A 23,965-nucleotide genomic window follows, 5' to 3' on the forward strand; every position below is an offset into this window, starting at 1 on the left:
ATGTGGCCGGCTTCGTCCCACACGAAGCCGGTGCCGGTGCCACGCGGCACCTGGGTGACGCGGGTGCTGAAGAAATCGCGCTCCACGCCCAGTGCGGTGATGTTGACCACCGAGGGCGAGGCGGCCTTGAACACGGCGATGTTGTTCAGCTCATCGGCGGCCAGCGGGCCGCGGGGGGCCACGGCGCGGGGAGAGGCTTCGCTGCGGGCGATGGCCAGCGGCAGGCCGGCGGCGCCCAGCAGGCCGGCAGCGCCCAGTTGCAGCAGGTGCCGACGACGGCCGGCGTTCGACGGGGATGGGAAGCGTGGGGTCATGGAAGGGCCGGCGCACCGGGCGCCGCGAAAGACCAGGGCGGCCCGGATTCTGGCAAAGCGCAGGGGCTGCCGGCCGTGCTCAGCCTGGCTTCATGCGTGCGGACTAAGCTGTGGCCCGTTGTCGCCTTCTTGATGTGGCCGCCGCCCCTGCTGCGATGGCCGTCGGCCCTGCCACCATGACCACCTCCCCGTCCGAAGACCCCCGCCTGGACACCGCCGCGCAGGCCGAGCTGCCCGCCGCCGTGTTCGGCGACGACCCGGAGGACAGCGCCCACAGCGCCGACGAGCGAACACGGGCCGCGGTGCGCAGCACCTGGGTCAGCATCGTCGTCAATGCGGTGCTGATCGTGGTGCAGCTGGCGGTGGGCCTGTGGGCCCATTCGCAGGCACTCGTGGCCGATGCGATGCATTCGCTGTCCGACCTGGTGAGCGACTTCGTGGTGCTGCTGGCCGGCAAGCACAGCCGCAAGGCGGCCGACGACGACCACCCTTATGGCCATGCCCGCTTCGAGAACGCCGGCTCGCTGGCGCTGGGGGCGCTGCTGCTGGCGGTGGGCGTGGGCATGCTGTGGTCGGCGCTGCGCAAGCTGGAAGCGCCCTCGGAGATTGCCCAGGTGCATGCGGCCGCACTGGGGGTGGCCTGCATCACCCTGGTGTGCAAGGAGGGCCTCTTCCGCTACATGCTGGCCGTGGCCAAGCGGGTGCGCTCCAGCCTGCTGGTGAGCAATGCCTGGCATGCGCGGTCGGACGCCGCTTCGTCGCTGGTGGTCGGCCTGGGCATCGGGGGCAACCTGCTGGGTTTTCCGCTGCTGGACCCGATCGCCGCGGCCATCGTGGGCTTTCTCATCGCGCGCATGGGCTGGACCTTCGGCTGGAATGCGCTGTCCGACCTGATGGACCGCGGCGCCAGCGCCGAAGAAGTCGAAGCCATCCACCGCACCGCTGCGGCCACGCCCGGCGTGCACGCGGTGCACGACCTGCGCACCCGCAAGATGGGCGACCTGCTGGTGGTGGACATGCACCTGGAAGTGGACCGCAGCCTGACCGTGGAGCAAGGCCACGACATCGCGCTGGCCGCCCGCGACGCGGTGCTGGCCCGCCACAGCGTGCTGCGGGTGATGACCCACGTGGACCCGTGGCCGCGGCGCGGCGAGGTGCCGGTCAGCGGCCGAAGCGCGCCAGGCTGAACGCGCCCAGGTCCACGCCGCCGGCCTGCCCCATCAGCTGCTGGGCCAGCGCTTCGCCCAGCCCGGCCGAATGCTTGAAGCCGTGGCCCGAGCAGGCCGACACCACGGTGACGTGGGGCTGCGTGGGATGCGCATCGACGATGAAGCCCGAATCGCTGCTGACGGTGTAGAGGCAGGCGGCTGTATGCACCGCCTCGGGCGTGACCGAGCGCAGGCGGCCGGCCACATGCGCCTCGAACATGCGGGCCTGTTCGCCAGCCGACACCTGCCGGTCCATCGACCCGGGCGTGGTGGTGTCGGCGTACTGCTCGGTGGCCACCTTCACGCCGCCATGGCCGTCGATCATCGGAAAGCCGTAGAAGTAGTCCTCGTCGCTGCGGCCGTGCATCCAGATGAAGACGGGGCTGCGCTCAGGCGCATACAGCGCGGGCTCGGTGGGCCGGAACCAGTGCAGCACCTGGCGCATCACCCGCAGTTGCCGTGCGTAGGCACCGCCCACGAGCCCCGGCAGCCATGGCCCCGCGGTGATCACGGCCCGCGCGGCCGCATAAGTGCCGCGGTCGGTGCGCACCGTGACGCCGGTGGGCTTGCCATCGATGGACAGCACCGCTTCGTTCAGCTGCAGCCGGGCGCCGTGGCGGCGGGCAACGGCCAGTTGCGCAGCGATGCAGCGCTCAGGCCGCAGCACGCCGGCGGCAGGCTCGTAGTAGGCCAGCTCGTCGCCGCGCAGCATGAACTGCGGAAACCGAGCCATCACCTCGGGCGCGTGCAGCACCTCGTGCGCGATGCCGTGCTGCTGCGCCACCGCGATGGTCCGGCGCACGAAGTCTGGCTTGCCATGGTGCTGCACCGGCCCCTTCGACGGCCCCATCACCAGCTCGCCGGTGGCGGTGTACAGCGGCTCACCGCACTCGGCCTCCAGCAGGCGCCACAGCGCATGAGAGCGCTGCACCAGCGGCACGTACTGCGCGCCCTCCCCCACCGCCAGCCGCGTGATGCGCGTGGCGCCATGGCTGGACCCCCGGTCGTGCGGCGGGGCATGCCGGTCGATGCCGAGGACACGGGCGCCACGCGCCGCCAGCTGGCAGGCCACGGCGCTGCCAAACGCGCCGAGGCCGATGACGATGACGTCGGGGGAAGGGGTCGGGGTCATGCGGGTTCCTTGTTGCCTGACATGCTAGCCAGACAAGAAGGGAACGACGCTGCGGCGGGCATCCGCCCGGTCACACAAACGGCGTGAACTCCGTGCGCAGCCGCGCCTGCGGCGCGCTCCAGCCCAGCAGCCAGTCGGCGAAGTCGGCTTCGGGCATGGGCTTGCCCATCAGGTAGCCCTGGGCTTCATCGCAGTGCAGGGCCTTGAGCAGGGCCCAGGTCTGGGCGTTTTCCACGCCCTCGGCGCACACCGTCAGGCCCAGGTTGTGGGCCAGGTCGATGGTCGAGCGCACGATCTTCAGGTCGGCGCGGTCGGTCTCCATCGCCATCACGAAGCTGCGGTCAATCTTCAGCTCATGCAGCGGCAGCCGCTTGAGGTAGGCCAGCGACGAGTAGCCGGTGCCGAAGTCGTCGATCGACAGCCGCAGCCCCATCGCGTGCAGCCGCTGCAGCGTCTGCAGCGCGCGCTCGGGATCGTCCATGATGGCGCTTTCGGTGATCTCCAGGCACAGCGCCTGAGGCTGCACGCCACCACGCGCGAACAGGCGCTCCATCTTGGCCGGCAGGTGCTGGTCCAGCAGGTCGCGGGTGCTGAGGTTGATCGCGAACTTCAGCGCCACGCCCTGGCGCTGCAGCTCGGCATAACGCATCGAGCAGCGCTCGATCATCCAGCCCGTCAGCTCGCGGATGAAGCCGGTCTGCTCCGCGAACGGGATGAACTGCATCGGCGGGATCATGCCGCGCTGCGGATGCTGCCAGCGCACCAGCGCCTCGGCGCCCACCACCTCGCCGCTGGCCATCGCGATCTTGGGCTGCAGGTACAGCCGCAGCTGGTCCTGGGCCACCGCGGCGCGCAGCTCGGTCAGCAGCGACAGCGAAGCTTCGCTCGACGAATCGATCTGCGGGCTGTAGGTCACCACGCCCACCTCGTGCGAGGGCTGCGACTTGGCCGCGTACATCGCCATCTCGGCGCGCACCAGCAACGCATCGGCGGTCTGCCCATGCGCGGGATGCGCGGCGATGCCGATGCCGGCGCTGACGTCGATGGTGTGGTCGTCCAGCGTCAGCGGCTCTTCCAGCCGGCGGCGCAGGCGCATGGCCACGTCCACCGCCACGTCGGCATCGGCGCCGGGCAGCATCACCGCGAATTCGTCGCCGCCCAGGCGGGCCACCAGGTCCTGCTCGCGCAGGCCGCTGGCGCCCAGGCGGGCGGCGATCTGGCGCAGCAGCCGGTCGCCGAAGGCATGGCCCAGCACGTCGTTCACATGCTTGAAGCGGTCCAGGTCCAGCATCAGCACCGACATCGCCCGCCCCTGCGCCAGCTGGTGGCTCAGCACGTCATGGAACTGCGCGCGGTTGGGCAGGCCGGTCAACGTGTCCCAGTAGGCCAGGCGGCGCACCTGCGCCTCGCGCTGCTGCATGCCCCGGCGCATCGCCTCGAAGGAGCGGGCCAGGTCGCGCACCTCGTCGCGCGCCTGCACCACCACCGGCGTGGCGTAGTCGCCGGCCCCCAGCCGTTCAGCGCTGCGCGACAAGGCCTGGATCGGCCGCGTGATGTTGCGGGCGGTGACGATGCTGCCCACGAAGAACACGCCCAGCCCCGCGGCGCTGATGGCCAGCAGGATGAGCTGCAGCCGCCGGAACGGCGCCACCGCCTCGTCCACCGATTGCAGCAGCAGGGCCGCCGCCTCGGTGCCTGGCGAGCGGCCCAGCATCACCACACGGGTGGCGTACCACTCGCCGTCCAGGTTCACGGTGGCGTCGGCCGCCGCTGGGCCCGCGGCGAGCTGGCGCAACTGGGCCGACAGGCGGTCGGCCTGCTCGGCTGCCTCGCGGCTGGCGTCGGTGGGCTGCACCTGCCAGGCGCCGTCGGCAAAGCGCACCGCCAGCACCGCACGCAGCCCGGCGATCTGCTCCACGTCGCGCAGCAGCGCCGCGCCCAGCGGAAAGCCCATCGACACCTGGCCGATGGGCTGCGGTGCGCGCACTGCCACCGTCACGATCTGGAAGGGCCGGCCCTCGAACACCGCGACGGTGCTGGCCTCGGCCGTGGCCGCGCCCTGGCGGGGCAGCATGGCCAGCGCCTGCAGCGCCGCATCGGGCTGGCCGGTGCTGGTGGCCACCAGCTGGCCGCGCAGGTCGGCGTAGAAGGCCAGCTCGGCGCCGATGCGCGCGCCGTGGTTGTCCAGCGCATCGGCCACGGTGGCACGGTCGCCGCTGGCCACCGCCGCCCGAAAGCCGAAGTCGGCCGCCAGCACCTTGGAGGCATCGGCCAGGTTCTGCGCATTGGCCGCCAGCAGGCGGCGCAGCACCTTGTCGCCGGTGGCCAGCTCCTGGGCGATGGTGTGGCGGGCATTGGCTTCCAGGTCGCGGCGGATGGCCAGGAAGCTGGCCGCCTGCACCAGCACCAGCAGCCCGACGAAAAGGCCCACGATGCGCCACTGCAGCCGGCGCGAGAAGGGCCGCCACAGGCGCGCCAGCAGCCGCTTGCGCTGGCTGCGGTGCGCCGGCGATCCGGCCGGCGGCAACAGCGTGTGGCGCGAAGGCATGGCCCGTCAGCCGCCGGCCTTCAGCCGCAGCACGGCGCGCTGCGCGCCGGTGGCCACGGTCAAGGCGGTTTCGGCCGGCAGGCCGGTCTCGCCCTGGCTGAAGTGCCAGGCGCGCAGCAGATGCTGGCCGGCGGGCACGTCCAGCGTGGCTTCGCCGCGCGCATCGGTCTTGCCGAACAGGGGCGTGTCCACCACGTGCACCCAGGCGCTCATCTGGTCGTGCACGTTGCAGCCCAGCGCGGCGGTGCCGGGTTTGTCGAACACCACCGGCTTGGCGGGCGTGCCGGCATACAGCTTCAGCTCGAAGCTGCGGATCGGCGAGAACGAATAGACGTGGTGGCGCACCGTGTCGAAGTTGGGAAAGCTCACCGAGGTGCCGGTCTGCACCACCGTGACGCTGGGCACGAACTGGCGCTCGCGCTGGGCGATCTCGGCGGTGGCGCCGGTGGCCGCCTGCGGCTGGCCCTTGAGCAGCACGTACACCGCGGCGTCCGCCAGCGGCTTGCCGGCGGCATCGGTGACGCTCACTTGAACGGGGGCGGCGTGGGCGCCCAGGCACAGGCCCAGCGCTGCGGCCAGCATGCCGGCCTCGGCGCGGCGCTTGAAGGTCGTCGGGAGGGGCATGGCAGGGTGGACGCTGGCGAAGACTTGCTGGGGCCGGCGCAGTAGACCTCAAGACCCCGGCGCGGCATCCGAAAAGAAAGGCAGATTCCGGCAGCCAGTTCCGGCTGGTGCGCCTGCCCCGAGGTCGTCTTCCGTGTCGCAACCCCTTCGTCATCCCTGCCCAGGCATCGCCTTGCCGCCAGCGCAGGCCCATGCACTGCTGGCGCAGACACTGGAACAGGCGATCGACGGCGTGGTGGTGATCGACGAGCACAACGACGTGCTGGTGTTCAACGCCGCCGCCGAGCGGCTGTGGGGCTACCCGCGTGAAGCGGTGCTGGGCAGCAACGTGCGCATGCTGATGCCCGCGGCCCAGCGGGCCAGCCACGATGCCGGCGTGCAGCGGCACCGCAGCACCGGCCAGGCCCGCATCGTGGGCCGCGAGGTGGAAGTGCCCATCGAACGCGCCGACGGCAGCCTGGGCCAGGCGGTGATGTCGATCTCGCACATCCAGCACGAAGGCCGCGACCTGTACTGCGCCTTCGTGCGCGACACCACGCAGCAGCATGAATTGCTGGCCCGCCAGCGCCTGCTGTCCACCGCGGTGGATGAAAGCGACATTGCCGTCATCGTCACCGGCGCCGACCGGCGCGTGGTGTTCGCCAATGCCGGCTGCCAGCGCATGTTCGGCTACACCCTGGCCGAGATGGTGGGCCACCACCCCAGCGACCTGATCACCGGCCCCCACACCGACCCGGCCACCTTGCAGGCCCTGACCAGTACCGAAGACCGGGGCGAACAAGGCATCACCACCGAACTGCTGGCCTACACCAAGGACCGCCGGCCGCTGTGGGTGTCCACCGCCGTGAACCCGGTGCACGACGCGCACGGCCTGGTGCGCAACTACGTCAGCGTGCTGACCGACATCACCCACACCAAGCTGCACGAGGTGCTGCAGTTCCGCGTGCTGGACGCGATGGCGCGCGAAACCGCCCTGCCCGAGCTGATGCTGCTGCTGTGCCGCGAGGTCGAGCGCATCGCGCCCGAGGTCATCGCCTCCCTCCTGCAGGTGGACGACGAAGGACGGCTGCGCACGCTGGCCGGCCCCAGCCTGCCACCCGGCTATTGCCAGCAGATCGACGGCCTGGCCATCGGGCCGGCCGTGGGCTCCTGCGGCACCGCGGCCTGGCGCAACACCCCGGTGATGGTGAGCGACATCGCCACCGACCCGCTGTGGGCGCCCTTCAAGGACCTGGCACTGCCGCTGGGCCTGCGCGCCTGCTGGTCCAGCCCCATCCGCGGCAGCGACGGCCAGGTGCTGGGCACCTTCGCCTTTTACTACCGCGAGCCGCGCGAACCCAGCGCGCTGCACCAGCGGCTGGTGGACGTGAGCCTGCACCTGTGCATGCTGATCCTGGAGCGCGAGAAGTCCAAGAGCCACATCCACCAGCTGGCCTTCTACGACACCCTGACCGGTCTGCCCAACCGCGCCCTGCTGCGCGCCCGCACCGAGCGCGCGCTGACCGATGCGCAGCGCAGCGGACGGCCGGTGGCGGTGCTGTTCGTCGACCTCGACCGCTTCAAGCAGGTGAACGACACCCACGGCCACCTGGTGGGCGACCGGCTGCTCACCGCGCTGGCGCAGCGGCTGCGCAGCGTGGCCCGGGCCGAGGACATCGTCGGCCGGCTGTCGGGCGACGAGTTCCTGGCGGTGCTGCCCGACTGCGGCGGCAGCCATGCGCTGGCCGCCGTGCAGCGGCTGGTGGCGGCCGTGGCCCAGCCGCTGTCGGCCCATGGCGTGACGCTGCACCCGCGCGCCAGCGTCGGCGTGGCGCTGTATCCGCAGGACGGCACCGACATCGACACCCTGATCCGCCATGCCGACATGGCGATGTACCAGGCCAAGACGCATGAGCGCGGCAGCTACCGCTTCTTCAGCGCCGAGATGAACCGCGAGGCGCAGGAACGCGCCATGCTGGAAGCCGACCTGCGCGAAGCCCTGGGCGAAGCCGGCGGCCTGGCGCTGCACTACCAGCCCAAGGTCAACAGCCAGGGCGGCCAGCTGCATGGCGTGGAAGCGCTGCTGCGCTGGCAGCACCCGCGGCTGGGCGCGGTACCGCCGCTGCGCTTCGTGGCGCTGGCCGAGGACTGCGGCCTCATCCACGCGCTGGCGCACTGGGTGCTGGCCGAAGCCTGCCGCCAGATGGCCGACTGGCGCGCCCGCGGCGTGGCGGTGCCGCATGTGGCGGTGAACCTGTCGGCCAGCAACTTCCTCGATCCGGGGCTGCCCGGCTTCATTGCCGGGCTGCTGCAGCGGCATGGCCTGCACAGCGGCGACCTGGCGGTGGAAATGACCGAAAGCGTGATGCTCAACCCCGACCCGGTGGTGCTGGCCACCGTCAAGGCGGTGCATGCGCTGGGCGTGAAGATCTCGCTGGACGACTTCGGCACCGGCTACTCCAGCCTCAGCCACCTGCACCGGCTGCCCATCGGCGAACTCAAGCTCGACCGCAGCTTCGTGCAGGACATCGAGCATGACGAAATGGCGCGGGCGCTCACCGTCTCGGTGCTGCGCATCGGCCACACGCTGGGCCTGACCGTGGTGGCCGAAGGCGTGGAAACCGAAGCCCAGCGCCGCTTCGTGGCCGACCAGGGCTGCCCGGTGGTGCAGGGCTACCTGGTGTCCAGGCCGGTGCCGGCGCAGGGGCTGGAAGCCTGGCTGCTGCGCAGCCAGGTGCCCGAGGCGCTGCTCAGCGCGCTGTGAGCGGCCACGCGCGCGGCGTCAGTCCTCCATCAACCGCACCTTCACGCTCTTGCCCTTGACCTTGCCCGCGGCCAGCCGCTGGCAGGCCTTGGCGGCGATGTCGGCCCGCACCGCCACGTAGGTGGAAAACTCGTTGATGCTGATCTTGCCCACCTGGCTGCCCGCGTAGCCCAGGTCCTTGGTCAGCGCGCCCAGCACGTCGCCGGCGCGGATCTTTTCCTTGCGGCCACCCATGATCTGCAGCGTGGCCATCGGCGGGCGCAGCGGCTGGCCGGGCTGGCTGTCGGTCAGCGCGTCCAGCTTCTGCCATTCGCTGGTCAGCTTCATCGCCGCCTCGATCTGGCCCACGCGGCCCATCTCGTCCAGGCTGGCCAGGCTGAAGGCCCAGCCCTCGGCATCGGCGCGGCCGGTGCGGCCGATGCGGTGGATGTGCGTGTCCACGTCGGGCGACACGTCGACGTTGATCACCGCTTCCAGCTGCTGCACGTCCAGCCCGCGGGCGGCGATGTCGGTGGCCACCAGCACGCTGCAGCTGCGGTTGGCAAAGCGCACGAACACCTGGTCGCGGTCGCGCTGCTCCAGGTCGCCGTGCAGCTCCAGCGCCGAAAAGCCTTCGGCCCGCAGCACCTGCACCAGGTCGCGGCACTGCTGCTTGGTGTTGCAGAAGGCCAGCGTGCTCACCGGCCGGTAGTGCCGCAGCACCTGGCCCACCGCATGCAGCCGCTGCGCGTCCGTCACCTCGATGAAGCGCTGGCGGATCTGCGTCGGCGCCGGGGCGGCGGCCAGCTTCACCTCCTTGGGCTCGCGCAGAAAGCGCGCGCTGAGCTTGGCAATGCCTTCGGGGTAAGTGGCCGAGAACAGCAGCGTCTGCCGCTTGGCCGGGCAGTGCTGGGCCACCTTGGCAATGTCGTCGAAGAAGCCCATGTCCAGCATGCGGTCGGCTTCGTCCAGCACCAGGGTGTTGAGCGCTTCCAGGTCCAGGCTGCCGCGTTCCAGGTGGTCCATGATGCGGCCGGGCGTGCCCACCACGATGTGGGCGCCGTGCTCCAGGCTGGCCAGCTGCGGCCGCATGGTGCTGCCGCCGCACAGCGTCAGCACCTTGATGTGGTCTTCGGCGCGCGCCAGGCGGCGCACTTCCTGCGTCACCTGCTCGGCCAGCTCGCGGGTGGGGCACAACACCAGGGCCTGCACCGCAAAGCGCCGGGTGTTCAGGTTGGCCAGCAGCGCCAGCGCAAAAGCGGCGGTCTTGCCGCTGCCGGTCTTGGCCTGGGCGATCAGGTCATGGCCGGCCAGGGCCAGCGGCAGCGTGGCCGCCTGGATCGGCGTCATCGCCGTGTAGCCCAGGCGCTGCAGGTTCTCGATCGCCTGCGGCGGCAGCGGCAGGCTGGAGAAATCGGTGGCCGGAGAAGGTATTGCGTTCATGCGCGATTATCGGTGGGCCCGCGCCTGAGACACTCGGGGCCTGTCTGAATGCCCACTGATGTCGAATCCCTCCGTTCCCACGCCTGATCTGGCGCCGGTGGCCGAGCGCCCCGCGCCCGAGTCGCAGCTGCCCAACCTGCCGAACCCGAAGCACGCGCGCCGGCTGCCACCCCACATCGGCAAGGCCGAGTTTGCCGCCATCCGCCACCACGCCTATGCGCTGCCGCAGGTGGTCAAGCCGGCCGATTTCCTGGAAGAGCGCAGCCCCGGCTTCGAGCAGCACCTGGACAAGCTGGGCTATGTGCTGCTGGCCAAGCCCGCTGCCGGCGCCCGGCCCAGCCGCTGGATACACCCCGCACACATGGACGCGGCGCTGGCCCACCTGCAGGCCGTGGGCACCGGGCCCGACATCCGGCCGCTGATGGTGGAACGCGGCGCCGTGCTCGACAGCCTGGGCGTGGCCCGCCGCGCCGGCGAGTGGACCCGCCTGATCCGCCACACGCTGCGCCTGCCCCAGCCCGAGCCGCAGACGCCCTGGGCGGTGCCGGTGCTGTTCCGCATTCCGGTGGCCGACGAGGCGGTGTGGGCCTTCTACCGCAGCGGCGACAAGGATGCGCTGCTGGCTGCGCTGGGCCCGGCCCCGCAGCACCCGCAGGCGCCCGAGCTGATGGCCCACCTGCAAGGCTTGGTGGAACGCAGCCGGCAGCTGAGCCCGCGGCACCTCGATTCCTTGCTGCCGCGGCTGCAGGCCGAAGGCGCCACGCCGCAGCCGGTGGCCGAGCTGAAAACCGCCTTCAGCCGCGCGCAGGAACGCTGGGAGCACCAGTCGGCCGAGCTGGACACGCTGGAAGGCCTGAACACCGAGCTGGCCTTCCAGGGCTACCCCGACACCTTCGACATCGCGCGCCGGCTGCAGCGCAAGGTCACGCTGTACGTGGGCCCGCCCAACAGCGGCAAGACGCACGCCGCCTTCGAGCGCCTGGCCCAGGCCACCGACGGCGCCTACCTGGCGCCGCTGCGGCTGCTGGCGCTGGAAGGCCGCGACCGCCTGGTGGCCCGCGGCGTGCCCTGCTCGCTGCTGACCGGCGAAGAGAACGTGGCCACGCCCGGCGCCCGCGCCGTCTCCAGCACCATCGAGATGGTGAACACCCGCCAGCCCATCGACGTGGCGGTGATCGACGAGGCGCAGATGATCTTCGACAGCGCCCGCGGCTGGGCCTGGACCCAGGCCATCGTCGCGGTGCCGGCCAGCGAGGTGATCATCATCTGCTCGGCCTATGCCGTGCCCGCGATCGAGAACCTGCTGGGCCTGTGCGGCGAGCGTTGCGAGGTGCGCGAGTTCGAGCGCAAGCAGCATGTGCAACTGCTGCCGCAGCCGGTGCCGCTGCCGGCGCTGAAGCTGGGCGATGCGGTGGTGGCCTTCAGCCGCCGCGAGGTGCTGCTGCTGCGCGACCAGATCGCGGCCAACGGCCACCCGGTGAGCGTGATCTACGGTGCGCTGCCGCCCGAGGTGCGCCGCCGCGAGGCCGAGCGCTTTGCACAGGGCGAATCGCACATCCTGGTGGCCACCGACGCCATCGGCATGGGCCTGAACCTGCCGATCCGCCGCGTGCTGTTTTCCACCATGACCAAGTTCGACGGCCAGGGCGACCGCACGCTGACCGAATCGGAAGTGCACCAGATCGCCGGCCGCGCCGGCCGCTACGGCATCCATGAAGAAGGCTTTTGCGGCGTGCTGAAGGAAGCCGAAGCCGGCGCCGCGCGCACGCTCAAGGAGCTGCTGCCACGCACGCCCACCGCGCCGCGCGACTTCAAGGCACCGGTGGCGCCCAACGGCTGGCACGTGGACACCATCTCGAGCCGGCTGAACAAGACCGGCCTGCGCGAGGTGCTGGGCGTGTTCATGGAGCAGCTGAAGCTGGACGATGCCCACTTCGCGGTGGCCGAGCTGGAACAGATGCTGGAGCTGGCCGAGCAGCTCGACCAGCATGCCCGCCAGCTCACACTCAAGGAACGCTTCATCTACGCCCAGGCGCCGGTGGACAGCCGCACGCCTTCGCAGGTGCAGCTGTACCTGGATTGGGCGCACAACCATGCGGTGGGCGGCACGGCCGGCAAGCCCTGGTTCCTGGAAGAAGTGGACGGCCACAGCCGGCTCGACCGCATGGAGCAGGCGCTGCGCAGCTGCACGCTGTGGCTGTGGCTGGACCTGCGCTTTCCGGGCGTGTACGGCCATGTAGACGACGTGGTGGAGCTGCGCAGCCAGCTCAACGACGGCATCGAGCGGCAGCTCAAGGGCAAGCGGCCGCTGGCCCAGCAGCGCCGCCAGCGCCACGGCCGATGAAAGCACCCGCGCGGCTGCAGCCGCTGATCGACGAAGGCCTGATCGACAGCGTGGTGCGGCAGCTGATGAGCGGCAAGGAAGCCACCGTCTACGTGGTGCGCGTGGGCGAGGACACCCGTTGCGCCAAGGTCTACAAGGCGGCCACACAGCGCAGCTTCCGGCAGGCGGTGGACTACACCGAGAACCGCAAGGTCAAGAACAGCCGCCAGGCCCGCGCGATGGCCAAGGGCAGCCGCTATGGCCGCCAGGCCCAGGAAGAAGCCTGGCAAAGCGCCGAGGTCGATGCGCTGTACCGCCTGGCCGCCGCCGGCGTGCGGGTGCCGGTGCCCTACAACTTCCACGACGGCGTGCTGCTGATGGAGCTGGTGGCCGATGCCGAGGGTGATGCCGCGCCGCGGCTGAACGACGTGGTGTTCACGCCCGAGGACGCGCGCCGCCACCATGCCGCGCTGGTGCAGCAGGCGGTGCGCATGCTGTGTGCTAGCGTGGTGCATGGCGACCTGTCGGAATTCAACATCCTGCTGGCGGCCGACGGCCCGGTGATCATCGACCTGCCCCAGGCCGTGGACGCGGCTGGCAACCGCCACGCGCCCCGCATGCTGCTGCGCGACGTGGGCAACCTGCGGCACTTCTTCGGTCGGTTTGCACCCGAGCTGCGCGCCACCGAATACGGCCCCGAGATGTGGTCGCTGTACGAGCGTGGGCTGCTCACCGCGGACACACCGCTGAGCGGCCGCTTCGAGCCTGTGCAGGGCACGGTGGATCTGCGGGGGTTTGATGCGCGAGATCGACGACGCGCGCGACGAAGAAGCGGCGCGCCAGCAACGCATGGGTTTTTGAGAATGGACACCACCGACCCCCGAATGACCAGTCCCGCCTGCGAACGCAACCGCGGGCCGCTGCTCGACGTGCTGCTTCAGCTGCTGCCGCCGCAAGGCCTGGCGCTGGAAATCGCCTGCGGCACCGGCCAGCATGCGGCGCACTTCGCGCCCGCGCTGCCCGGCTGGCAATGGCAGCCCACCGACCCGCAACCCGAATGCCTGCGCTCCACCGCCGCCTGGTGTGCGGGCCTCGCCAACGTGCGCCCGCCGCTGCTGCTGGACGTGACCAGCCCCGGCTGGCCCGGAGTGCCGGCGCAGGTGGACGCCCTCTTCTGCGCCAACATGATCCACATCGCGCCCTGGGCCGCCTGCGTGGCCTTGATGCGCGAGGCGGGCGCCCACCTGGCGCCCGGCAGCCAGCTGATCACTTACGGCCCCTACTTCGTCGAGGGCGAGCCGCCCTCGCCCGGCAACCTGGCGTTCGATGCCGACCTGCAACGCCGCGACCCGGCCTGGGGCGTGCGGCAGCTGGCCGACGTGCAGGCCGAGGCCGCGCGCCACGGCCTGCGGCTGCTGCGCCGCTTCGACATGCCGGCCCACAACCTGACGCTGGCCTGGGGCCGCTGATCGCCCGGCCGCCAGCCGCAACGGCTTGATCGGCAGGGCGCGCTTGGCGACACTGCCCTTCCCGGCCCCCGGCCTTGTTACACCTCAGCCATGACCCAAGCCCTGCCCACCGCTGCGCTCGAACAGACCTTTCTGAACGCCCGCACCTTCCACAAGTTCACCAACCAGCCGGTGAGCGACGACACCCTGCGCCAGCTGTACGACCTGGCCAAGTGGGGCCCGACGTCGATGAACTGCCAGCCGGCGCGCTACGTGTTCGTGCGCAGCGCCGAGGCCAAGGCCAGGCTGGCCGCCGCGCTGTCGCCCGGCAACGTGGCCAAGACCAACGCCGCGCCGGTGACGGTGATCGTGGCCATGGACACGCGCTTCTTCGACCACCTGCCCGAGCAGTTCCCGGTGATGGATGCCAAGCCGATGTTCGAAGGCAATGCCGGCCTGGCCGAAGCCACCGCCCAGCGCAACAGCGCGCTGCAGGGCGCCTACCTCATCGTGGCGGCGCGCCAGCTGGGGCTGGACTGCGGCCCGATGAGCGGCTTCGACCCCGCCAAGGTCAATGCGGCCTTCTTTCCCGATGGCCGCTACAAGGTGAACTTCCTGATCAACCTGGGCTACGGCGACGCCTCGGGCAACCACCCGCGGGGTCCGCGCCTGCCGTTCGACACCGTGGCCACCATCGCCTGAGGCCAGCTTCCGTTCGATGACCGCGCTCAAATACCTCGCCGGCTACCCACCCACCCTGCTGGCGCAGGTGCAGCAGGCCATCGATGCCGGCGAGCTGGGCAGCAGCCTGGCCCGCCGCTACCCCGATGCGCACGAGGTGCGCACCGACCGCGCGTTGTACGACTACGTGACCGAGCTGCGCAGCCAGTACCTGCGCAATGCCGCGCCGCTGAGCAAGGTGGCCTACGACAACAAGCTCAAGGTCATCCAGCATGCGCTGGGCACGCACACCACCGTGTCGCGGGTGCAGGGCAACAAGCTCAAGGCCAAGCGCGAGATCCGCGTGGCCAGCCTGTTCAAGGAAGCGCCGGCGCCCTTCCTGCGCATGATCGTGGTGCACGAGCTGGCGCACCTGAAGGAGCGCGAGCACGACAAGGCCTTCTACGCCCTGTGCACCCACATGGAGCCGGCCTACCACCAGCTGGAGTTCGACCTGCGGCTGTGGCTCACCGCGCAGGAGCTGGGGGATATCTGAGGCTCAGCGCGGCTTGGCGTAGCCGCTTTCGATCCAGGCGGTGGCGCTGGCGCGGTTGAGCTTGAAGCCGGGCGACACCCGCACCTGGGCCAGCGGCTCGCCATCTGCGTCAGCGGCGGCCAGCAGGCCGTGGGGGTCGTCCTCGTCGGGCACGATGTCCAGCGTCACACTCACCGGGCCCTGCGGGCGGTTGACGGTGAGCTGCTGGTGCAGCAGCGCATGCAGCTGCTGCTCATGCCGGCGCAGCACCTCGCTGGCGGTTTTCACCAGCGTGTTGAAGGCGGCGGTGTCCAGCGGCTTGGGGTTCTTCTTGTCGCGGCCCATGGTCCACGGGCCGACCAGCGCAGGCTCTGGTTCGCCGTCCTTGATCATCGCCACCGCCCAGCCGTCGTCGTCTTCGTTCTTGATGACACGGGCCGTCCAGCCGTTGTCGCGCCACAGGCGCGCTTCGTGGATGGGCTGGTCTTCGTCGGTGTCGGTCGGGGTGTCGGGCAGGTTCGGCAGGCTCATGCCCCAAATGGTAAGCGCCTGGCCTTCAAGCGCCCGATGTCAGACACCCGCCTCGCGGCGCTGGGTGGCCGGCACCGATTCCATCAGCAGCTCGTCCAGGCCGCCTTCTTCGTCTTCGTCTTCATACACCGTCAGCCATGGCGCGGCGCCGATCAGCTCGTCGTCTTCCGCCGCCGGAAAGAGGCCCGGTTGCAGCGGTCGATGCAGGCGCTGGGCCTGCGCACGGGTGTGGGCATGGGCGCCCGGGTGGGGCCGCGGGGCAGGCCGTCGGAAGGTCGGGTGCACAGCAGACATCGCAAGACTCCTGGGGTCCGGTCCATCAGCGCCGGACAATGCCTGCAAGGCTACGCTGGCGGCGTCTGCCCGAAAAGTGTTCGGCTTCGGTTTGCGCCCACATCCCACCCCCGGCCGGCATGTTGTCTGACACGCGGGTACGGCTGTTGCCGCGAAGTGCAACAAGCACCCCCACCGGAGAAGCAAAGATGGTCCGATCCACCCTGGCAGCCCGCCCGCTGCCCGCCCTGCTGGCGGTGGCCGCCGTGGCCACCGCGATGGCCCTTGCCGGCTGCGGCGACACCGCCCAACTGCGCCTGCAGGACGGCATCGGCCCCAACCCCCAGCTGCCGCCGCCCACCCAACGCTTGATTCCCACGGTGAACGTCGCGGAAGCCAGCGCCTGGCCCGCCGGTGCCGCGCCCACGGCCGCGCCAGGCACGCGCGTGACGCGCTTTGCCGAAGGTCTGGACCACCCGCGCTGGCTGTACGTGCTGCCCAATGGCGACGTGCTGGTGGCCGAGACCAATGCCCCGCCCAAGCCCGAGGACAAGAGTGGCGGCCTCAAGGGCTGGGTGATGAAGAAGGTGATGGCCAAGGCCGGCGCCGGCGTGCCCAGCGCCAACCGCATCACGCTGCTGCGCGATGCCGATGGCGACGGCGTGGCCGACCAGCGCACGGTGTTCGCCGAGAACCTGAAGTCGCCCTTCGGCATGGCGCTGGTGGGCCAACATTTCTACGTGGCCAATGCCGATGCGCTGCTGCGCTTCGATTACCAGCCGGGCGCGCTGAAGCTGCAGGGCAGCGGCACCCAGGTGACTGACCTGCCCGGCGGCCGCAACCACCACTGGACCAAGAGCCTGATTGCCAGCCCCGATGGCCGCAAGCTCTATGTGGGCGTGGGCAGCAACAGCAACGTGGCCGAGCACGGCATGGCCGAAGAAGAGAACCGCGCCGCCATCCTGGAGATCGACGTCGCCACCGGTGCCAAGCGGGTGTATGCCTCGGGCCTGCGCAACCCGGTGGGCCTGGCCTGGCAGCCCGACAGCCAGCAGCTGTGGGTGGCGGTGAACGAGCGCGACGAGATCGGCAGCGATCTGGTGCCCGACTACATGACCTCGGTGAAGGACGGCGGCTTCTACGGCTGGCCCTACAGCTACTACGGCCAGACGGTGGACGAGCGGGTGCAGCCGCCCCGCCCCGACCTGGTGGCTAAGGCCATCAAGCCCGACTATGCGCTGGGTGCGCACACCGCGTCGCTGGGCCTGGCCTGGTCGGCCGGCAACGCACTGCCGCCGGCTTTTGCCAAGGGCATGTTCGTGGGCCAGCACGGTTCCTGGAACCGCCAGCCGCGCAGCGGCTACCGCGTGATCTTCGTGCCCTTCGAAGGCGCCCAGCCCAGCGGCCAGCCGGTCGAGGTGCTCACCGGCTTCATCAATGCGGACGACAAGGCCCAGGGCCGGCCGGTGGGCGTGGCCATCGACAAGAGGGGCGGCCTGCTGGTGGCCGATGACGTGGGCAACATCATCTGGCGGGTGACGGCGGATCGATGACGCCGCTCAAGCCGCCTGGATGGGGATCGCGCGCCGCCCGCGCGGCAACGCCTCACGCGCGCGCAGCTGGCCACAGCCGCCGTCGATGTCCTGGCCGGCCGACCAGCGCAGCCGGGTGAGCACGCCGCGGCGATTGAGGTGGCGGGCCATCTCGGCCGCGCGTTCACCATCGGGCCGGCTGAAGGGCAGGCCCTCGTTGGAGTTGTAGGGGATGAAGTTCATCATCGCGTAGCGGCCCTGCAGTAGCGTGGCGATGCGTTCCAGCTCGTCGTCGCCGTCGTTGATGCCGGCCAGCAGCGTCCACTGGTACTGGATGGGGTAGCCGGTGGCGCGGGCATAACGTTCGGCGGCTTCCACCAGCTCTGCGGGTTCCCAGCGCGGGGCGCGGGGCAGCAGCTCGGCGCGCTTGTCGGCAAAGGTGCTGTGCAGCGACAGCGCCAGCGCCGGCTTGACCGGCCCCTGCGGCAGGCGCTCGAACACCCGCGCATCGCCGACGGTGGAAAACACCAGCTGCTTGTGGCCGATGCCGCCTTCCAGCCCCAGCACGGTGATGGCGTCCATCACCGCGTCCAGGTTGTGGGCAGGCTCGCCCATGCCCATGAACACCACCTTCTTGACCGGCCGGCGCTGGCGCGCCAGCACCACCTGGGCCACGATCTCGCCGCTGCTCACCTGGCGCAGCAGGCCGCCCTGCCCGGTCATGCAGAACACGCAGCCCACCGCGCAACCCACCTGGGTGGACACGCACACGCCATCGCGCGGCAACAGCACGCTTTCCACCGTCTGCCCATCGGCCAGGCCCACCAGCAGGCGCTCGGCACCGTCTTCGGCCGGGTGGGCCGAACGCACCGTGGCCAGGCCCGCCAGCTCGGTGGCCAGCGCAGGCAGCTGCTCACGCACCCCCAGCGGCAGGAAGTGCTCGGCCAGGCTGCGCCCGCCTTCCAGCGGGCGTGCGTTGACCCACTGCCTCAGCAGCCGCGAGGTGTGGGTGGGCTTGGCGCCCAGGTCGCGCAGGCGTTGGCGGAGGTGGTCGAGGTGCATGGCAGGCGGGTGCGGGGGGCGACAGTGTAGGTTTGCCGTCAACCCGCCCGCACCTCCTGCAGCAGCTCAGGGTGCCGGTCCAACACCTTCAGCAGCTTCAGCAACGCCACGGGCGGCTTCGTCTTGCCGGTTTCGTAGCGCGAGAACGCATTGACGCCACCCCCGAAGATCTCGGCAGCCTCGCGCTGGTCTAAAGCCAGCTTGCGACGCACCCTGGCGATGTAGGCGGGGTCCACCAGGGTTGCATTCACCTCCCTGTGAAACTGCCCTACCAGATCGCTGTAGCGCTCTGCGTGTTCGCCCGCGAGCAGCACCTCACCGCATGCAGGGCAGAACCGGCCCGTCACCTTCGGGATGACGGTGTCCCGCCCCTTGTAGGTGTAAGCGACATCGCGGGTGTCGGCTGCCATGGACGCGCCGCCGCACTGGGGACATTTCATCTTCATAACTCCTTGAAGGAAACGATCAGCACACCCTCATGCACCGTCAGCTTCACATAGGCCTTGAGGCCGTTCTCGAGCGTGTGTCGATAGACGTCTTGCCACAGCCGGTGATCCGCATGTGTGGTCATGCTCTTGTAAAAGCTGGGCGCCTCCAGACGCAGCAACTCCCGCTTCATATCGCTGAAGCCCAGCCCCATCTCCCTGGCCGTACCAAGCGCAGTGATGGTGGCCTCGCACAAGCCTTCGGCCACCATCTGCTTGACCACCCGCAGCTTGCAGTGCGGCGTCCGTTTCTCCATACCGAACGATAAACCTAGTAGGTTAAATTGGCAAATGGGTTGACTGCACGGTTACCGCTTGTGCGGGGCAGGGTTACCCTCGGCGCCCTGCCTGTCATCACCTTCACCGAACGCCATGAAATCCCGCTCCGCCACCGGCGGCCTCGTGTATTCCACCGACGCCGGCCGCATGTGCCCCGATTGCCGCCAGCCGCTCGCGCAGTGCCGCTGCAAGGCCCTGGCCGCCGCCGCGCCGGCGGGCGACGGCATCGTGCGCGTGGGCCGCGAGACCAAGGGCCGCGGCGGCAAGGCGGTGACGGTGGTGCGCGGCCTGCCGCTGGATGCGGCGGCGCTGGCCAGGATGGGCACCCAGCTCAAGAGCCTGTGCGGCACGGGCGGCACCGCCAAGGACGGTGTGGTGGAAGTGCAAGGCGACCACCGCGACAAGGTGATGGCACATCTGCAGGCGGCCGGCTACACCGTCAAGCGCTCGGGAGGCTGATGTCTGCCCCCAAGCTCACTGCGTTCGCGGCCCCCCCGAGGGGGCGCTCAGCGCCTTGGGGCGGCCCGGCGGCGCTGAGGTCGCGGTTGCTTCGCACCTGCGCCAGGCAGTCCGCGATGCACTCCGCCAGCACCGTCGCCACGGTTTTGACCAGCGGCCCCGGTGGCTTGCCGGCATGGATGGCCACGGCCACGGTCTGCGGGTCGGCGCGCGGGTCGCGCACCGGCACGAAGCGCAACGTGCCGGCCAGCAGCTCGGGCGCGGCGTCCAGTTCGGACGTCAGCGCCACATGCCGGCCTTGCCGGGCCAACATCTTCACCAGCTGCAGTGAATTGGTCTCCACCCGCGCCCGGCTGTCGTTGAACAGCCAGTCGTAGTGCGCCTCCAGGTAGCGGCGGATCAGCAGCACCTTGCTCTGCAGCGCGATGGGATGGGCGCTCACCTCCTGCAGGCTCACCGTGGGCAGCGCCGCCAGCGGATGGTCGGGCGCCACCACGCAGCCCAGCGGCAGCTCGGCCTGCCACAGCGGCAGCAGCTCACGCCGCGGGTGCAGGTTGAAGCCGGCCATCACCTCGGCCTGGCCGGCCACCAGCGCGGCCACCGCTTCGTCGGTGCTGGCGATCTCGATGTCCAGCGAGATGCGCGGATGCGCCTCGCCCAGCCGCGCCACCAGTGCCGGCAGCACGCTGGTGGCGTGGCTGTCCATTGCCACCACGCGCACCCGGCCCTGGAACACGCCCTGCATCTGGCGGATGTCTTCCACCAGCCGGCGCTCATCGTGCCGCCAGCGCCGCGCCAGCGTAACCACCGCGTCGCCGGCCGAGGTCAGGCGCATGCCGCGCGGCAGCCGCTCGAACAAGGCCACGCCCAGCTCGTCTTCCAGCTGCAGCACCTGCCGGTGCACCGCGGAAGCCGCCACATGCAGTTCCTTGGCGGCGCCCTGCACCGAGCCTGATTTCGCCACCTGGTCGACGTAGCGAAGGACGATGGGCAAAAGGGAATGGCGCATGGACAACTCGACCGCGTACTAATTTTGCGTACGCAGTATGGCCGCGATGCTCATGGACGCTCATCCAGCCGCTGCCTAGCATGCAGCGCATGGACACCCCACGCCCCTCGCTGGCCACCCTCAACCACTGCCCGCCGGCGCAGTTCGTGGCCACGCTGGGCAGCGTGTTCGAGCATGCGCCGTGGGTGGCCGAAGCGGTGCTGCCGCAGCGCCCCTTTGCCGACGTGCCCGCCTTGCATGCGGCCATGCTGTCGGTGCTGCAGGCCCTGCCCGAGCCGGCCCTGCTGGACCTGCTGCGCGGCCACCCCGAACTGGCCGGCGATGCCGCCCGCCGCGGCCAGATGACCCGCGACTCGGCCAGCGAGCAAGGCCGCCTGGCGCTGCACGACCTGGCCGCTGAAGAAGCCGCGCGCTGGGACACGCTGAATGCCGCCTACCGCCAGCGCTTCGGCTTCCCCTTCATCCTGTGCATCGCGCGCCACAGCCGCGACAGCGCGCTGGCCGCCTTCGAGCAGCGGCTGCAGCACGACCGCGCCACCGAGTTGCGCCTGGCGCTGGACGAGATCGCCGAGATCTCGCGCCGCCGCCTGGACCAGCGCTTGCGTGCAGCCTGCTGAGCCCCTGAACCCCTGTTCCGCCCCTTGTTGGAGTTGCCCATGACGCGCCCTGCCACCCTCTCCCGCCGCGCTGCCCTGCTGTGCGCCTTCAGCCTGGCCACCGGCGCCGGCGCCGTGCAGGCCGCCTGGCCCGACAAGCCGATCCGCATCGTCGTCACCTTCGCGGCCGGTGGCGCCAGCGACATCGTGGCGCGCGAGATTTCAACGCCGCTGGGCAAGCTGCTGGGCCAGCCGGTGATCGTCGACAACAAGCCCGGCGCGGGCGGCACCATCGGCGGCGCCGAGGTGGCCCGCTCGGCCCCTGACGGCTACACGCTGCTGCTGTCCAACTCCACGCCGCTGTCCATCGGCCCCTTCACGCTGGCCAAGCCACCCTACGACCCGGTCAGGCAGTTCACCCATGTGGCGATGCTGGGCGTGGCGCCAGTCCTGGTGATGGCCAATCCGCAGGCCGGCATGGCCACGCTGAAGGACCTGCCCAAGGTGGCCGCCGCGGCCAAGGGCGGCATGAGCTTCGGCAGCGGCGGGCCGGGCTCCATCGGGCAGATCGTGGGTGAGATGGTCAAGGTGGACATGAAGCTGGACATGACCCACGTGCCCTACCGCGGCGGCGCGCCGATGACCACCGACCTGGTGGCCGGGCAGATCCCGCTGGGCATCGACGTGATCACCGCCTATGTGCCCATGCTCAAGACCGGGCAGCTCAAGGGACTGGCCGTGACCTCACGCACACGCTCGCCGCTGGCGCCCGACGTGCCCACGGTGGTGGAGCTGGGCTACCCCGACCTGGTGGCCGACAACTATTTCGGCGTCTCGGCGCCGGCCGGCCTGCCCAAGGACATCACCGACAAGCTGGCCGCTGCCCTCAACGAAGTGGCCGCCCAGCCGGCCATCGTCAAGCGCTTCGAGGAGCTGGGCATCACGCCGATGAAGCTCAACGGCGAGGCCTTCGCGGGCTTCGTCGGCAAGCAGGTGAACGACTGGGCGCCGGCCATCAAGGCCGCCAACCTCAAGCCCTGAGGCAGGCTTCGGCGCCTTACCACCCGCCGGCTTCGCCCCGCCGCCCGGCCCGCTTGTCGGCCAGCGAATCGGCCAGAAAGTCGATGAAGGCGCGGGTCTTGGCGGCCAGGTTCTGCTGCGTGGGATACACCGCCACGATGTCGGCGCCCGGAAAGCTCCAGCCCGGCAGCACCCGCTGCAGCCGGCCCGAACGCACATAGGCCGCCGCGTCCCACTCGCTGCGCAGCAGGATGCCGTGGCCGTCCAGCGCCCAGGCCATCGCGGTTTCGCCGTCGTTGGTGCTGCAGCGACCACGCACCTTCACCGTCTCGGTGCGGCCGGCCTGGCGCAGGTGCCAGGTGCCGAAGGTGTCGTCGTCCTGGCGGATGACGATGCAGCGGTGCTGGTGCAGCTCGGCCGGCGTGCGCGGCTCGCCGAACTGCTTCAGGTACAGCGGCGAGGCCACCAGCACCCGCCGGTTGGGCGCCAGCCGGCGGGCGTTCCAGCGTGCATCGGGCAGCGGGCCCACCCGCACCATCACGTCGTGGTGCGGCTGGTCGCGGGTGGGCGGCTTGTCGCTCAGCTGCAGCAGCACATCCACGTCGGGCTGCTGCTGCATGAATTGCGACACCAGCGGCGCCACGTAGCGGCGGCCGAAGCCCAGCGTGGCCTGCACCCGCAGCAGCCCGCGCGGCGTGTCGCGGGCGGCGGCCACCCGCTGCTCCAGCGCGTTCAACTCTTCCATCAGCCGCGTGCCGTCGGCCACATAGGCTTCGCCTTCGGGCGTCAGCGCCATGCGCCGCGTGCTGCGGTTGAGCAGGCGCACGCCCAGCCGGCGCTCCAGCGCCGCCAGCCGCTTGCTCACGGTGGGTGGCGTCACGCCCAGCTGCTGGGCGCAGGCGGCCAGGCTGCCGCTGCGGGCCAGCAGCACGAAAAAGCCGAGGTCGGAGACGTTGTCCATCGTGCTGCAGGCCCTCAGCGGGCGCGCGCCGGCCGCAGGCCGACGATCACCGGGTCATGGTCGGAAGACCGATACGCATCGGGGCGCCAACCGTCGGGGGCGCAGCGGGCGCAGGCGGGCTGCCGGCCCTCCAGGTTGTAGTCCAGCAGCGGCGGTTCATCGGCATTGATGTGCCACACCGTGGCGCCGGTGGCCTGCGCCGCCAGCGCGGGCGAGGCCAGCGCATGGTCCAGCCGGCCCGAGCGACCCTGGAACACATAGGTCCAGGCCCCGGGCTCGAATTGGTGGACCAGGTCAACGAATCCGGCCTCGCGCAGCCGCTGCACCGGGTCTTCCTGGCCGTAGGCATTGAGGTCGCCCACCAGCAGCGTGCGTGGGCCCTGCGCCTGCGCGAACTTGGCCAGCGCCCGCGCCTGCCGCACCCGGCGGGCGTTGAAGCAGCCCTGGCCGTCGCCCTGGTCGGCATCGGCATCGTCGGCCGCGCGCTCGTCGTCGCAGCGCTTCGATTTGAAGTGGCTGACGATGACGCTGAAACGGTCGCCGCCGGCCACCGGCTCGAAGGCCTGGGCCAGCGGGGGCCGGTGGTGCACCGGCCGCTCGTCGCCCTGCGCCGGGCCCACCGGCCGCAGCCGCCCGGGCTTGTAGAGCAGGGCCACCTGGATGGCATCGGCACCCTCGGCCGGCGGGGCCACGGGCGCCTGCACGGCGGCATAGCTGCCGGCGCCCACGGCGCGGTTGAGCGCCTGCGCCAGGTCGGCCGCGGCATCGGGCCGGTTCTCGATTTCCATCAGCCCCAGCACA

General features: G+C 70.7%; 22 protein-coding genes and 2 pseudogenes. 11 read left to right on the plus strand and 13 right to left on the minus strand.

Translation table 11 applies throughout. The features are described 5' to 3' along the window. Positions 1 to 314 (minus strand): annotated as a pseudogene (locus ABNT58_RS06435) (hypothetical protein); the annotation flags it as partial. A gap of 176 nt (positions 315 to 490) precedes the next feature. On the opposite strand from ABNT58_RS06435, the gene ABNT58_RS06440 reads away from it, so the two are divergent. Then, entirely contained in the window at positions 491 to 1,501 is a 1,011-nt protein-coding gene (locus ABNT58_RS06440) for a cation diffusion facilitator family transporter (protein WP_348752677.1), read from the plus strand. Here the strand turns inward: ABNT58_RS06440 and solA are convergent. The 3 genes from solA to ABNT58_RS06455 all read right to left on the minus strand — a co-directional run bounded on the left by solA (position 1,476) and on the right by ABNT58_RS06455 (position 5,826). Beyond that, the gene (gene solA / locus ABNT58_RS06445) at positions 1,476 to 2,654 is read right to left on the minus strand and encodes an N-methyl-L-tryptophan oxidase (protein ID WP_348752678.1); all 1,179 of its coding nucleotides are present in this window, start codon (positions 2,652 to 2,654) and stop codon (positions 1,476 to 1,478) included. The genes ABNT58_RS06440 and solA overlap by 26 nt on opposite strands. A gap of 70 nt (positions 2,655 to 2,724) precedes the next feature. Then, positions 2,725 to 5,202 carry an EAL domain-containing protein gene (locus ABNT58_RS06450; protein ID WP_348752679.1) on the minus strand — a complete coding sequence of 826 codons (2,478 nt, stop codon included), beginning with the start codon at positions 5,200 to 5,202 and terminating at the stop codon, positions 2,725 to 2,727. A 6-nt stretch (positions 5,203 to 5,208) separates the two neighbouring features. Then, positions 5,209 to 5,826 (minus strand): methylamine utilization protein, encoded by a 618-nt coding sequence (locus ABNT58_RS06455; RefSeq protein WP_348752680.1) that lies wholly within the window; start codon positions 5,824 to 5,826, stop codon positions 5,209 to 5,211. 133 nt (positions 5,827 to 5,959) lie between these two features. On the opposite strand from ABNT58_RS06455, the gene ABNT58_RS06460 reads away from it, so the two are divergent. Further along, positions 5,960 to 8,569, plus strand: a complete 2,610-nt coding sequence (locus tag ABNT58_RS06460; RefSeq protein ID WP_348752681.1) for an EAL domain-containing protein — start codon at positions 5,960 to 5,962, stop codon at positions 8,567 to 8,569. A gap of 18 nt (positions 8,570 to 8,587) precedes the next feature. Here ABNT58_RS06460 and dbpA read toward each other — a convergent pair whose 3' ends face one another. Beyond that, entirely contained in the window at positions 8,588 to 9,991 is a 1,404-nt protein-coding gene (gene dbpA, locus ABNT58_RS06465) for an ATP-dependent RNA helicase DbpA (protein ID WP_348752682.1), read from the minus strand. Between the two features lie 58 nt (positions 9,992 to 10,049). On the opposite strand from dbpA, the gene ABNT58_RS06470 reads away from it, so the two are divergent. The 5 genes and pseudogenes from ABNT58_RS06470 to ABNT58_RS06490 all read left to right on the plus strand — a co-directional run bounded on the left by ABNT58_RS06470 (position 10,050) and on the right by ABNT58_RS06490 (position 14,978). Then, the gene (locus ABNT58_RS06470; protein ID WP_348752683.1) at positions 10,050 to 12,335 is read left to right on the plus strand and encodes a helicase-related protein; all 2,286 of its coding nucleotides are present in this window, start codon (positions 10,050 to 10,052) and stop codon (positions 12,333 to 12,335) included. Beyond that, positions 12,332 to 13,175: pseudogene (locus ABNT58_RS06475) on the plus strand (PA4780 family RIO1-like protein kinase). The gene ABNT58_RS06470 and the pseudogene ABNT58_RS06475 overlap by 4 nt, the downstream one beginning before the upstream one ends. A gap of 23 nt (positions 13,176 to 13,198) precedes the next feature. Further along, positions 13,199 to 13,783 carry a DUF938 domain-containing protein gene (locus ABNT58_RS06480; protein WP_348752684.1) on the plus strand — a complete coding sequence of 195 codons (585 nt, stop codon included), beginning with the start codon at positions 13,199 to 13,201 and terminating at the stop codon, positions 13,781 to 13,783. A gap of 90 nt (positions 13,784 to 13,873) precedes the next feature. Further along, the gene (locus ABNT58_RS06485) at positions 13,874 to 14,464 is read left to right on the plus strand and encodes a malonic semialdehyde reductase (protein ID WP_348752685.1); all 591 of its coding nucleotides are present in this window, start codon (positions 13,874 to 13,876) and stop codon (positions 14,462 to 14,464) included. 16 nt (positions 14,465 to 14,480) lie between these two features. Beyond that, positions 14,481 to 14,978: a M48 family metallopeptidase gene (locus ABNT58_RS06490; RefSeq protein ID WP_348752686.1), complete on the plus strand. Its 498-nt coding sequence runs from the start codon at positions 14,481 to 14,483 to the stop codon at positions 14,976 to 14,978. A gap of 3 nt (positions 14,979 to 14,981) precedes the next feature. On the opposite strand, the gene ABNT58_RS06495 is transcribed toward ABNT58_RS06490, so the two are convergent. Beyond that, positions 14,982 to 15,488 (minus strand): hypothetical protein, encoded by a 507-nt coding sequence (locus ABNT58_RS06495; protein WP_348752687.1) that lies wholly within the window; start codon positions 15,486 to 15,488, stop codon positions 14,982 to 14,984. 39 nt (positions 15,489 to 15,527) lie between these two features. Further along, complete coding sequence (locus ABNT58_RS06500; RefSeq protein ID WP_348752688.1) at positions 15,528 to 15,782, minus strand: hypothetical protein; 255 nt, start codon at positions 15,780 to 15,782, stop codon at positions 15,528 to 15,530. A 188-nt stretch (positions 15,783 to 15,970) separates the two neighbouring features. On the opposite strand from ABNT58_RS06500, the gene ABNT58_RS06505 reads away from it, so the two are divergent. Then, positions 15,971 to 17,314, plus strand: a complete 1,344-nt coding sequence (locus ABNT58_RS06505) for a sorbosone dehydrogenase family protein (RefSeq protein WP_348752689.1) — start codon at positions 15,971 to 15,973, stop codon at positions 17,312 to 17,314. 6 nt (positions 17,315 to 17,320) lie between these two features. On the opposite strand, the gene ABNT58_RS06510 is transcribed toward ABNT58_RS06505, so the two are convergent. The 3 genes from ABNT58_RS06510 to ABNT58_RS06520 are packed head-to-tail and all read right to left on the minus strand — an operon-like array spanning position 17,321 to position 19,097. Continuing rightward, positions 17,321 to 18,355: an RNA methyltransferase gene (locus ABNT58_RS06510; RefSeq protein WP_348752690.1), complete on the minus strand. Its 1,035-nt coding sequence runs from the start codon at positions 18,353 to 18,355 to the stop codon at positions 17,321 to 17,323. A 38-nt stretch (positions 18,356 to 18,393) separates the two neighbouring features. Beyond that, positions 18,394 to 18,795 carry a type II TA system antitoxin MqsA family protein gene (locus ABNT58_RS06515; RefSeq protein WP_348752691.1) on the minus strand — a complete coding sequence of 134 codons (402 nt, stop codon included), beginning with the start codon at positions 18,793 to 18,795 and terminating at the stop codon, positions 18,394 to 18,396. A gap of 2 nt (positions 18,796 to 18,797) precedes the next feature. Beyond that, the gene (locus ABNT58_RS06520; protein WP_348752692.1) at positions 18,798 to 19,097 is read right to left on the minus strand and encodes a type II toxin-antitoxin system MqsR family toxin; all 300 of its coding nucleotides are present in this window, start codon (positions 19,095 to 19,097) and stop codon (positions 18,798 to 18,800) included. 115 nt (positions 19,098 to 19,212) lie between these two features. Between ABNT58_RS06520 and ABNT58_RS06525 the strand changes: the two genes are divergently transcribed. After that, positions 19,213 to 19,578: a translation initiation factor Sui1 gene (locus ABNT58_RS06525; protein WP_348752693.1), complete on the plus strand. Its 366-nt coding sequence runs from the start codon at positions 19,213 to 19,215 to the stop codon at positions 19,576 to 19,578. Here ABNT58_RS06525 and ABNT58_RS06530 read toward each other — a convergent pair. Then, the gene (locus ABNT58_RS06530) at positions 19,559 to 20,587 is read right to left on the minus strand and encodes a LysR family transcriptional regulator (RefSeq protein ID WP_348752694.1); all 1,029 of its coding nucleotides are present in this window, start codon (positions 20,585 to 20,587) and stop codon (positions 19,559 to 19,561) included. The two genes, ABNT58_RS06525 and ABNT58_RS06530, sit on opposite strands and share 20 nt — an antisense overlap. 89 nt (positions 20,588 to 20,676) lie before the next feature. Here ABNT58_RS06530 and uraD point away from each other — a divergent pair, with 89 nt between their 5' ends. Further along, the gene (uraD, locus tag ABNT58_RS06535) at positions 20,677 to 21,204 is read left to right on the plus strand and encodes a 2-oxo-4-hydroxy-4-carboxy-5-ureidoimidazoline decarboxylase (protein ID WP_348752695.1); all 528 of its coding nucleotides are present in this window, start codon (positions 20,677 to 20,679) and stop codon (positions 21,202 to 21,204) included. 39 nt (positions 21,205 to 21,243) lie between these two features. Next, on the plus strand, positions 21,244 to 22,224 hold the full coding sequence (locus ABNT58_RS06540; protein ID WP_348752696.1) for a tripartite tricarboxylate transporter substrate binding protein: 981 nt from the start codon (positions 21,244 to 21,246) through the stop codon (positions 22,222 to 22,224). A 16-nt stretch (positions 22,225 to 22,240) separates the two neighbouring features. On the opposite strand, the gene ABNT58_RS06545 is transcribed toward ABNT58_RS06540, so the two are convergent. After that, entirely contained in the window at positions 22,241 to 23,164 is a 924-nt protein-coding gene (locus tag ABNT58_RS06545) for a LysR family transcriptional regulator (protein ID WP_348752697.1), read from the minus strand. Positions 23,165 to 23,178: 14 nt separating this feature from the next. Next, a partial coding sequence (locus tag ABNT58_RS06550) for an endonuclease/exonuclease/phosphatase family protein (RefSeq protein WP_348752698.1) occupies positions 23,179 to 23,965 on the minus strand: 787 nt, incomplete at its 5' end.

The organism is uncultured Aquincola sp. (genome assembly GCF_964001545.1).
In the GTDB taxonomy this organism is placed as follows: domain Bacteria; phylum Pseudomonadota; class Gammaproteobacteria; order Burkholderiales; family Burkholderiaceae_C; genus Aquincola.